This is a genomic window from Burkholderia sp. Ac-20353 (assembly GCF_017104785.1).
Lineage (GTDB): Bacteria > Pseudomonadota > Gammaproteobacteria > Burkholderiales > Burkholderiaceae > Burkholderia.
In genome coordinates, this window is record NZ_JAAGPL010000115.1 from 17,170 (window position 1) to 27,876 (window position 10,707).

Consider the following 10,707-nt stretch of genomic DNA (forward strand, 5'->3'; position numbering starts at 1 on the left):
AGGCTCCCCGGTCGATGCTGCTCAGACTCCGTTTTTTGTTCAGAAACATGCGGATGGAAGAATTAGATCAGACAGTTGGCTGGCCGGCGTTGTGCGCGGTGATCGCGCGCGCTGCGACCAGCAGCGAGCCGACTATACCATCCGAATTTATCGTTTGTATAGCCTTGCCATGGTTGTAGCCGTACGGCACCGTCAGCGTCGCCATGCCCGCTGCGCGGCCCGCGAGCGCGTCGTTCTCCGAATCGCCGATCGCGACCGCCACATCCGGCGCGACGCCGAGCGCGTCGCACGCGGTCAGCATCGGCAGGGGATCGGGCTTCTTGCGCGCGACGCTGTCGCCGCCGAGCACGATCGCGAAATGTGCGGCGAGGTCGTACTGCTGCAGCAGCTCGACCGCGAAGCGGTGCGGCTTGTTGGTCACGCATGCGAGCTTCACGCCCGCGTCGCGCAGCGCGTCGAGGCCCGCCGCGACGTCCGGGTAGAGGCGCGTGTGGCGGCCGTTGATCTTCGCGTATTCGGCCTGGTAGATCGCGAGCGCGTCGTCGAAGCGCGCTTGCGCTTCGTCCGCCGTGAAGCGCGGCTTCAGCACGCTCTGGATAAGGTGCTCGGAGCCCTTGCCGACATACCCGATCACCTCGTCACGCGACGTCGCCGGCGCGTCGAGCTGCGCGAGCATGCCGTTCAGGCCGGCGGTGAAATCGTCGGCGGTATCGACCATCGTGCCGTCAAGATCGATCAGCGCCGCGTCGATGCGCGGCGCGGCGAAGCGGATCGGTGCGGCCGGCGTAGGCGCGGCCGATTCGTGTCCGGCCAGTTGCGGTTCGGTCACGGCGTCAGCTCCGCTTGACCGTCGCGAGTTGGCTGCGCATCTCGTCGATCACCTTGCGGTAATCGGGCTTGCCGAAGATTGCCGAACCCGCGACGAACGTATCGGCGCCGGCTGCCGCGATTTCCGCGATGTTGTCGGTCTTCACGCCGCCATCCACTTCGAGCAGGATCTCGCGGCCGGTGCGCTCGGTGTACGCGTCGATGCGCGCGCGCGTCTCGCGCAGCTTGTTCAGCGTTTCCGGAATGAACGACTGGCCGCCGAAGCCCGGGTTGACCGACATCAGCAGGATGAAGTCGAGACGGTCCATCACGTAGTCGAGATAGTTCAGCGGCGTCGCCGGGTTGAACACGAGGCCGGCCTTGCAGCCGTGATCGCGGATCAGCGACAGCGTGCGGTCGATGTGATCGGAGCCTTCCGGGTGGAAGCTGATCAGGTTCGCGCCCGCTTTTGCGAAATCGGGCACGATCCGGTCGACCGGGCGCACCATCAGGTGCACGTCGATCGGCACCTGCACGTGCGGACGGATCGCTTCGCACACGAGCGGGCCGATCGTCAGGTTCGGGACGTAATGGTTGTCCATCACGTCGAAATGGATCCAGTCGGCGCCGGCGGCGACCACGTTGCGGACTTCTTCGCCGAGCCGGGCGAAGTCGGCCGACAGGATGCTGGGAGCGATGCGGAATTGAGTCATGACGGAGGAGCGGGGACGCTGCGGCGCAAAAGCGCCATTCTACCGCCGTGCGGCCGGGTGCGCGGGTGCGCGGGTGCGCGGGTGCGTGCGGGTGCGTGCGGTTGCGGGTAGGGGCCGCATGAAGCAGAATGCCGAACCAAAGCGGCGCGTCTGCGGCCCTGCGTCGCACGAACCAGGCGCGGGCCGGTCACCACCCCAGCGGAATCACCATGAGTCAGTATCAGTTCACCGTTTCGGTGAAAACCAGTTACTTGCCGGAACAATCCGACCCTGAGCAACGTCAATACGCATTCGCGTACACGCTGACGATTCAAAACACGGGGCAGGTCGCGGCACAGCTGATCGCCCGCCACTGGATCATCACGGACAGCGAGAGCCACGTGCAGGAAGTGAAGGGGCTCGGCGTCGTCGGCCATCAGCCGCTGCTGCAGCCGGGCGAACAGTTCGAATACACGAGCTGGGCGGTGATCGCTACGCCGGTCGGCACGATGCGCGGCGCGTACTTCTGCGTAGCGGAAGACGGCGAGCGCTTCGACGCGCCGATCGACGAATTTGCGCTGCACATGCCGCGTACGCTCCATTGAGCGTGCGGATGCGGCGGGATCAGCGTGGCTGACGGTCGTTGTTGCGGGCGTGCTTCTTTCTGCCCGAGGCTGTCCACGCGACGATGAAGATCAGCAGGGCGAGCGCCAGGAAAGCTTCCAGCGCGAAGATGAGCATCGGATATTGGTCGAGAAGATCTGACATGGCGGTTTCCATCAAGAACGAACATTGTATGTGGTTTGGGCCCCGGGTGGCCGGCTGGGCGGCGGCAGTCGCGGCAGCGGCGCTGCTCGCGGCATGCGGCGGCACGCCGACGCGGACGTCTTCCATGAACCCGCCGACGGGCGCCGCGATCGTGCCGGGCCAGGTCGCCGCCACGCGGCTGACGCCGGTTGCGTGGCAGCAGGTGCCGGGCTGGCAGGACGATTCGCTGATCGGCGCGACGGCTGCACTGCGGCAAAACTGCACGCGGCTCGCGCGCCAGCCCGCGTGGCGGCGTGCGTGCGCGGCTGCGGAACGGCTCGACGAACTCGACGTCAGCAGTGCACGTGCGTTCTTCGAAGCGTATTTCACGCCGTTCCAGTTCGCGAACAGCGACGGCACGCTCGACGGGCTCGTCACCGGCTACTACGAGCCGCTGCTGCACGGCTCGCGCGTACGGCGCGGGCCGTATCAGACCCCGCTCTACCGCTGGCCGGCCGGCTATCGCGCGGGCGCCGCGCTGCCGGCGCGGGCGCAGCTCGAGCGCGCAGGGATCCTGAACGGCAACGAGCTCGTGTGGGTCGACGATCCGATCGAGGCGTTCTTCCTGCAGGTGCAGGGTTCCGGTCGGGTGTTGCTCGACGACGGCTCGGTGATGCGCGTCGGCTACGGCGGCACCAACAACCAGCCGTACCGCTCGATCGGCAAGTGGCTGCTCGATCGCGGCGAGCTGACGCCCGCGCAGGCAACGATGCAGGGCATCAAGGCATGGGCGAAGGCGAATCCGGCCCGCGTCGATGCGCTGCTCGATACGAACCCGCGTTTTGTGTTCTTCCGCGAGATGCCGTCGAAGGAAGACGTGCCGCACGGCGGCTCGGACGGTCCGCTCGGCGCGCTCGGCGTGCCGCTTACCCCCGAGCGTTCGATCGCGGTCGATCCGTCGTCGATTCCGCTCGGCACGCCGGTATTCCTGCAGACGACGCGTCCGTTGAGCAACACGCCGATGAACCGCCTCGTGTTCGCGCAGGATACGGGTACCGCGATCAAGGGCGGCGTGCGCGCCGACTATTTCTGGGGGCTTGGGGACGACGCCGGCGATCAGGCCGGGCGGATGAAGCAGATCGGCCGGATGTGGCTGCTGTTTCCGAATTCGTGACGCGAACGCGTGTGGTGTCTGCGTGCGTTTGCGTGCAGTTGACGTGATGCACGGCGCCTGGCTTCGGTCGATGTGACGGGTTTGCCAGCGGGGCGGGCCTTCGTCACTCCGATGCAGCGCGACCCCGTCGGTTCGAACCGGGCAACGGGATTGCAGCAGCACAAATGATGCAGCCCGATCAGCGCTTGTTGCTGATCGGGCTGTTTTCTTTTGCGATGCGTATCGCGGGTGCGCGACTGCGCGGGTGTGCTGGCACGCGGCTGCGCGGGCGCTCGGCTGCCGGATGGGTCGCCGTCAGCCCTTGCGCTTGTCGACGACCCGTCGCGCCTTGCCGACCGAACGTTCGATGCCGTTGACCGGAAGCACGTTGATCACGGCCGTCACGCCGATCAGCGCCTTGATGTCGTGCGCGAGCGCACGCTTTGCTGCGTCGATCGTCGCCGTATCCGGCGCGGTCTCCGGGCAGGGTTCGACGTTCAGCGTCAGCACGTCGAGCGGGCCTTCCTTCGTCAGCACGATCTGGTAGTGCGGCGCGAGCGCGCGCTGCTTGAGCAGCTGTTCCTCGATCTGCGTCGGGAACACGTTCACGCCGCGCACGATCATCATGTCGTCCGAGCGGCCGGTGATCTTCTCCATCCGGCGCATCGTGCGGGCGGTGCCGGGCAGCAGGCGCGTCAGGTCGCGCGTCCGGTAGCGGATGATCGGCAGCGCTTCCTTCGTCAGCGACGTGAACACGAGTTCGCCGAGCTCGCCGTCGGGCAGCACCTCGCCGGTTTCCGGATCGATGATCTCCGGGTAGAAATGGTCTTCCCAGATCGTCGGGCCGTCCTTCGTCTCCACGCATTCGGACGCAACGCCCGGGCCCATCACTTCGGACAGCCCATAGATGTCGACCGCGTCGATGCCCATGCGGCGCTCGATCGCCACCCGCATGTCGTTGGTCCACGGCTCCGCGCCGAAGATGCCGATGCGCAACGAGCTTTGCGCGGGATCGAGGCCCTGCCGCTCGAATTCATCGGCGATCGACAGCATGTAGCTGGGAGTCACCATGATGATGTCCGGACGGAAATCCTGGATCAGTTGCACCTGCTTTTCGGTCTGCCCGCCGCCGAACGGGATCACGGTCAGCCCCGCGCGCTCCGCGCCGTAGTGTGCGCCGAGTCCGCCGGTGAACAGCCCGTAGCCGTAGCTGATGTGAACCTTGTCGCCCGAACGCGCGCCGGCGGCGCGAATCGAGCGGGCGACCAGATTGGACCACGTGTCGATGTCGCGCGCGGTGTAGCCGACGACCGTCGGCTTGCCGGTCGTGCCCGATGACGCATGGATGCGGGAAATCTGGTCCTGCGGCACGGCGAACATGCCGAACGGATAGCTGTCGCGCAGGTCGTTCTTGGTCGTGAACGGGAAGCGGGACAGGTCGGCGAGCGACTTCAGGTCGTCCGGATGCACGCCCGCTTCGTCGAACTTGCGGCGATAGACCGGGGAATGCAGGTACGCATGCCGGAGCGACCACTTGAGACGTTCGAGCTGCAGCGCGATCAGCTCGTCACGGGGCGCGGTCTCGATCGGCTCGAGCGGAAGCGGGGTTGTCATCTGTGTCTCCAGTATTTGTTATGTGCGGGCCGTGGCGTCAGCGGTCTTCCGGGATCACCGTGCCCTTTATCTGGGCGGATTTTCCGCGGAACATCGCAACCGTTTCGCCATCCTGATTCGTGACGCGGATGTCGTAGATGCCGTACCGGCCATTGCGCGTCTGCTCGATGGCCTCGGCGGTCAGAACGTCGCCGCCTTGCACCGGACGCAGGTATTCGATCGAGCAGCCGGCCGCGACGGTGCTGAGGTTGTACGAATTGCACGCGAATGCGAACGTCGAGTCGGCGAGCGTGAAGATGAGCCCGCCGTGACAGATCTGATGGCCGTTCAGGAAATCCGGGCGCACCGGCATGCGCAGGCGCGCGTAGCCGGGGCGCACCTCCTCGAGTTCCATGCCGAGCGCGCGGCTGCACGCGTCCGCGTCGTACATGGCCTGCGCTGTCGCCTGTGCGAGTGCTTCGGGGGTGCGTGCTTCGATGGGCTGGCTCATGTCAGCAGCCCTCGAAGCGCGGCGCGCGTTTCTCGATGAACGCCTGAACGCCTTCCGAATAATCGTGCGACTGGCCGAGCTTGCGCTGCAGGTCGCGTTCCAGATCCAGCTGCTGATCTAGTGTCTGCGTGATGCTTTCGCGCATCGCCTGCTTGATTGCGGCGATGGCCAGGGTCGGCTGCTGCGCGAGCTGGGCCGCGAGTTGCCGGGCGTTCGCGGCGAGCGCGTCGTCGTCGACCGCGCGCCAGATCAGGCCCCACTGCTCGGCCTGCTCGGCGCCCAGCTTGTCGCCGGTCAGCGCGAGGCCGAGCGCGCGAGCCATGCCGACGCGCTGCGGCAGGAACCAGGTGCCGCCGGAATCCGGTACGAGCCCGATCTTCACGAAGGCCTGGATGAAACTGCTCGAGCGCGCAGCCAGCACGAGGTCGCATGCGAGCGCGAGGTTGGCGCCGGCGCCGGCGGCCGTGCCGTTGACGGCGGCGATCACGGGCATCGGCAGGCGCTGCAGGCGCCGGATCAGCGGATTGAAGTGCTCGTCGATCAGCGTACCGAGATCGGTCGACGCGCCGGGCGTGAAGTCGAGGTCGGCGAGGTCCTGCCCCGCGCAGAAGCCGCGCCCCGCGCCCGTCAGGATCAGCGCGCGCACGCCGCTGCCTTCGATTTCATCAAGTGCCGATTGCAGCTCGCGGTGCATCGACCGCGTAAAGCTGTTCAGCTTGTCCGGCCGATTGAGGGTGATCGTGGCCACGCGGGCGGCTTGATCGATATCCAGCTGAATTGCCTGATATGACATGCAGTGTCTCCTTCATGACTCCGTTATAGACGGGGCACGCATTTGCGTCGGTTACACCCTTACACCCGTTCAATCGCGAGGGCGATGCCTTGGCCCACGCCGATGCACATCGTACAGAGCGCGAAGCGCCCACCGGTGCGTTCGAGCTGATAAAGCGCCGTGGTGACGAGACGTGCGCCGGACGCGCCCAGCGGATGACCGAGCGCAATCGCGCCGCCGTTCGGGTTCACGCGCGGATCGTCGTCGGCGACGCCGAGCATCCGCAGTACCGCGAGCCCTTGCGATGCGAATGCCTCGTTCAGCTCGATCACGTCGAACTGATCGATCGTCATGCCGAGTTGCCGCAGCAGTTTCTGTGCGGCGGGGGCCGGGCCGATGCCCATCACCCGAGGTTCGACGCCAGCGGTCGCCATGCCGATGACACGTGCGCGGCGGCGCAGGCCGTACTGGTCGGCCGCTTCCGCGTTGGCGAGCAGGAGCGCGCATGCGCCGTCGTTGACCCCCGACGCATTGCCGGCCGTTACCGTGCCGTCGGGCCGCACGACGCCCTTGAGCTTCGCGAGCGCCTCGAGCGACGTCTCGCGCGGATGCTCGTCGCGTGCGACGACGAGCGCGTCGCCTTTCTTCTGCGGAATCGTCACGGGCACGATTTCCTGCGCGAGCGTGCCGTCCTGCTGCGCACGCGCGGCCTTCTGCTGGCTGCGCAGCGCGAACTGGTCCTGGTCGGCGCGGCTGATGCCGTAGTCGGTCGCGACGTTTTCTGCCGTTTCCGGCATCGAATCGACGCCGTGCTGCTGCTTCATCAGCGGATTGATGAAACGCCAGCCGATCGTCGTGTCGAAGATGTCGGCTTGCCGTGCGAATGCGCTCGCCGACTTGCCCATCACGAACGGCGCGCGCGTCATGCTCTCGACGCCGCCCGCGATCATCAGTCGTGCCTCGCCGGACTTGATTGCGCGCGCGGCGGAACCGACCGCATCCATCCCCGAGCCGCACAGGCGGTTGAGCGTCGTGCCCGGCACGCTGGTCGGCAGGTCGGCCAGCAGCGCGGACATGCGTGCGACGTTGCGGTTGTCTTCGCCGGCCTGGTTCGCGCAACCGTACAGCACGTCGTCGACCGCGGACCAGTCGACGTCGCGGTTGCGCTCGACCAGCGCGTTGATCGGCACCGCGCCGAGATCGTCGGCTCGAACGTCTTTCAAGGCGCCGCCGTAGCGGCCGATGGGAGTGCGAATCGCATCGCAGATGTAGGCGTCAGTCATGGGCGTATTGGTGAAAAACGAACCCGCCGGGTGGCGGATTCGTTCATGGTAGAGGACGGTGGCGCGTTTGCACGTCGGCCGTACGGGTTATGCCGTTTGGCCAGCTTCCGCGGGGGCGGCTTTCGGGGCAACATGCACACGGCTTTGCACGACGCGGAACCGGTTGGCGACGAAGGCCGGGTCGGCCAGTGCCGCATTGGCTGCCGGATTGGCGCCCGTGCCGTGGAAGTCCGAGAACGCGGCGGACTGGTTGACGAACACACCGCCCGTGAGGTTGATGGACAGCGGGACGCCGCCGCGCACCGCAGCGTCGTGCGCCGCGTCGATCACTGCATCGTCCGTGCTGTAGACGGACAGCGTGAGCGCGCCGTGCTCGGCGGCGATTTCGCCGGCGAGATCGAGCGACTGGGCGGTCGAATCGGTCGCGATGACGAACGAAATCGGGCCGAACCACTCCTGCGTGTATTTTTCGCGATCGGCGACGTCGAGCTGGAGCACGAGCGGGGTGCGCACGCGAGCGTCGGCGAAGGCGGGGTGTTGCAGCGACTGGCTGTCGGCGAGCACGCGGCCGAGCTTGCGTGCGTCGTCGATTCGCGCGGTCACGCCATCGTTCTGGATCGCGCCGATCAGTTCGACGGAGCGCGCCGGATCGCCGGTCAGCTTCTGGACCGCCACCGCGATCGCCTGGGCGACGTCGTCGAAGCCGACATGGCCTTCAGCCGTCCGGATACCGTTGCGCGGTACGTAGATGTTCTGCGGCGCCGTGCACATCTGGCCGGAATACAGCGCCAGCGAAAACGCGATGTTCCTGGCGACGGCCTTCAGATCGTCCGCGGAATCGATCACGATCTGGTTGACGCCCGCCTTTTCGGTATAGACCTGGGCCTGGTGGGCGTTCCGTTCGAGCCACGTACCGTTCTGCGTGCTGCCGGTGAAGTCGATCAGCTTGATTTCCGGGCGGAGCGCGAGGTCCTGCACGAGGGCGCCGTCATTCGGCTCGGTCGCGAGGAGCGTGACGACGTTCGGATCGAATCCGGCTTCGAGCAGCACGTCGCGTGCAATGCGAACGGTGATCGCGAGCGGCAGGATCGCACCGGGGTGCGGCTTGACGATGACCGTGTTGCCCGTCGCCAGATCGGCGAAGAGGCCCGGGTAGCCGTTCCAGGTCGGGAACGTGCAGCAGCCGAGCACGAGGCCGGTGCCGCGCGGGACGATCGTGTAGCGCTTGTGCATCGCGAGCGGCGGGTTCTTGCCCTGCGGCTTTTCCCAATGCGCATCGGCGGGAATGCGGCGAAGTTCGTCCCACGCGTACGCAACCGCTTCGAGCGCGCGGTCCTGCGCGTGCGGGCCGCCGGCCTGGAACGCCATCATGAACGCCTGACCGGTCGTGTGCATGACGCTGTACGCAATCTCGAAGCTGGCGCGATTCAGGCGCGCGAGGATTTCCATGCTGACGCCGATCCACGCGGTCGGGCCGGCTTCGCGCCACGCCCGCTGGGCTGCCGCTGCAGCGGCGATCAGTTCGTCGGGTGTCGACTTCGGGTACCGCACGCCAAGCCCGATGCCGTACGGCGAGCGCTCGGCGCCAACCGTCTCGCCCGATGCGGGCTGGTCGAGCACGAAGGTCTTGTCGAGGTGCGATTTGAACGCGGCTTCGCCGTCGGCATTCGCACTTTCCCCGTACACTTTGGGGCTCGGCATTTCGACGTACGGGCTCCAGTAGCCGCGGCTCTCGATGGCGGCGAGTGCGTGCTTCAGCGTGTCTTCGTGCTTCGTGAACAGTGGGTGGGTCATGACGGCAGCCTGATGGACGTTGAGGGGATCGAATCGATTAATTAACCGACCGGTTGGTCGGAGAATGGTAGCATCAAATTATTCGCATGTGCGAGGCGTTTCTCATTTCATTGAGCGAGGAGAAATAGATGGCTTACGAGAACATCCTGGTGGAGACCCGCGGTCGTGTCGGCCTCATTACGCTGAACCGGCCGAAGGCGCTGAATGCGTTGAACGACGCGCTGATGGACGAACTGGGCGCCGCTCTCAAGGTGTTCGATGCGGATGACGGCATCGGCGCGATCGTCGTGACGGGCAGCGAGAAGGCGTTCGCGGCCGGCGCGGACATCGGCATGATGGCGACGTATTCGTATATGGATGTCTACAAGGGCGAATACATCACGCGAAACTGGGAGACCATTCGCCAGATTCGCAAGCCGATCATTGCGGCGGTGGCCGGGTTCGCGCTGGGCGGCGGCTGCGAGCTGGCGATGATGTGCGACATGATCTTCGCGGCGGACACGGCGAAGTTCGGTCAACCCGAGATCAAGCTGGGCATCATGCCGGGTGCGGGTGGCACGCAGCGCCTGCCGCGCGCGGTATCGAAGGCCAAGGCGATGGACATGTGCCTGACGGCGCGGTTCATGGACGCGGCCGAGGCGGAGCGTGTGGGGCTCGTGTCGCGCGTGCTGCCGGCGGACAAGCTGCTCGACGAAGCCATTGCGGCTGCGGCGACGATTGCCGAGTTCTCGCTGCCGGCGGTCATGATGATCAAGGAGTCGGTGAACCGCGCATACGAGTCGACGCTGGCCGAGGGCGTGCATTTCGAGCGTCGGCTGTTCCATTCGCTGTTCTCGACCGAAGACCAGAAGGAAGGGATGGCGGCGTTCGTCGAGAAGCGGAAGCCGGTGTTCAAGCATCGCTGATACGGCGAGCGACGCAAGGCCCGGGCACTCCTGTCTCTATCTATATGAAGAGTCGCCGAGCGCCTGTGTGGCGGGGCCTGGCTTCAGGCCCGCCGGCTTTTAAAATTTCTTTCACAAACCCGTTGCGCATGCCGGGGCAGATGCCTACAATCACGCCTCTTTCTCGCTGACGGTAACGCGGCGCGGGAGAAGGGGAAGGAAGATGAACCCCGCAGTCGCAACGAGGTAGTAAAAAGTTGTTGACGAACTGCGAAACAGCGTTCATAATCTCATTTCTCTGCTGCTGAAAACGCAGCGCTGTTGAGAAGCCAAGCTTCTCGCAGAAACGCTCTTTAAAAATTAACAGCCGATAAGTGTGGGCGCTTGATGACAGCGAGCCCGATCCTCGGATCGGGATAGCAAAAGTATCAAGAGTCTCACACTAAAGTAAGTCAGGTTTATGAAGCAATT

Annotated in this window: 10 protein-coding genes; 3 read left to right on the forward strand and 7 right to left on the reverse strand. The window is 65.7% G+C overall.

Annotated features, from left to right (window positions below; genetic code table 11):
- Positions 1-67: 67 nt before the first annotated feature.
- Together G3N94_RS26805 and rpe are read right to left on the reverse strand one after the other, a co-directional pair.
- Entirely contained in the window at positions 68-829 is a 762-nt protein-coding gene (locus G3N94_RS26805; RefSeq protein WP_205795556.1) for a phosphoglycolate phosphatase, read from the reverse strand.
- Between the two features lie 4 nt (positions 830-833).
- Positions 834-1,520, reverse strand: coding sequence for a ribulose-phosphate 3-epimerase (gene rpe / locus G3N94_RS26810; protein ID WP_205795557.1), 687 nt, complete (start codon positions 1,518-1,520; stop codon positions 834-836).
- A gap of 209 nt (positions 1,521-1,729) precedes the next feature.
- Between rpe and apaG the strand changes: the two genes are divergently transcribed.
- Together apaG and G3N94_RS26820 are read left to right on the forward strand one after the other, a co-directional pair.
- Positions 1,730-2,104 carry a Co2+/Mg2+ efflux protein ApaG gene (gene apaG / locus G3N94_RS26815; RefSeq protein WP_205795558.1) on the forward strand — a complete coding sequence of 125 codons (375 nt, stop codon included), beginning with the start codon at positions 1,730-1,732 and terminating at the stop codon, positions 2,102-2,104.
- A gap of 128 nt (positions 2,105-2,232) precedes the next feature.
- Positions 2,233-3,420, forward strand: coding sequence for an MltA domain-containing protein (locus tag G3N94_RS26820; RefSeq protein ID WP_241022089.1), 1,188 nt, complete (start codon positions 2,233-2,235; stop codon positions 3,418-3,420).
- A 294-nt stretch (positions 3,421-3,714) separates the two neighbouring features.
- Here the strand turns inward: G3N94_RS26820 and paaK are convergent, their stop codons facing one another.
- The 5 genes from paaK to paaN form a co-directional block, all read right to left on the reverse strand.
- Positions 3,715-5,013, reverse strand: coding sequence for a phenylacetate--CoA ligase PaaK (paaK, locus tag G3N94_RS26825; RefSeq protein WP_205795560.1), 1,299 nt, complete (start codon positions 5,011-5,013; stop codon positions 3,715-3,717).
- Positions 5,014-5,050: 37 nt separating this feature from the next.
- On the reverse strand, positions 5,051-5,503 hold the full coding sequence (gene paaI, locus G3N94_RS26830) for a hydroxyphenylacetyl-CoA thioesterase PaaI (protein ID WP_205795561.1): 453 nt from the start codon (positions 5,501-5,503) through the stop codon (positions 5,051-5,053).
- Position 5,504: 1 nt separating this feature from the next.
- The gene (gene paaG, locus G3N94_RS26835) at positions 5,505-6,296 is read right to left on the reverse strand and encodes a 2-(1,2-epoxy-1,2-dihydrophenyl)acetyl-CoA isomerase PaaG (protein ID WP_205795562.1); all 792 of its coding nucleotides are present in this window, start codon (positions 6,294-6,296) and stop codon (positions 5,505-5,507) included.
- A 59-nt stretch (positions 6,297-6,355) separates the two neighbouring features.
- Positions 6,356-7,558: a 3-oxoadipyl-CoA thiolase gene (pcaF, locus tag G3N94_RS26840; RefSeq protein ID WP_205795563.1), complete on the reverse strand. Its 1,203-nt coding sequence runs from the start codon at positions 7,556-7,558 to the stop codon at positions 6,356-6,358.
- Between the two features lie 87 nt (positions 7,559-7,645).
- A complete protein-coding gene (paaN, locus tag G3N94_RS26845; protein WP_205795564.1) occupies positions 7,646-9,352 on the reverse strand; it encodes a phenylacetic acid degradation protein PaaN in 1,707 nt (568 codons plus the stop codon).
- 128 nt (positions 9,353-9,480) lie between these two features.
- On the opposite strand from paaN, the gene G3N94_RS26850 reads away from it, so the two are divergent.
- Positions 9,481-10,257, forward strand: a complete 777-nt coding sequence (locus G3N94_RS26850; RefSeq protein ID WP_205795565.1) for an enoyl-CoA hydratase — start codon at positions 9,481-9,483, stop codon at positions 10,255-10,257.
- The last annotated feature ends 450 nt before the right edge of the window (positions 10,258-10,707 follow it).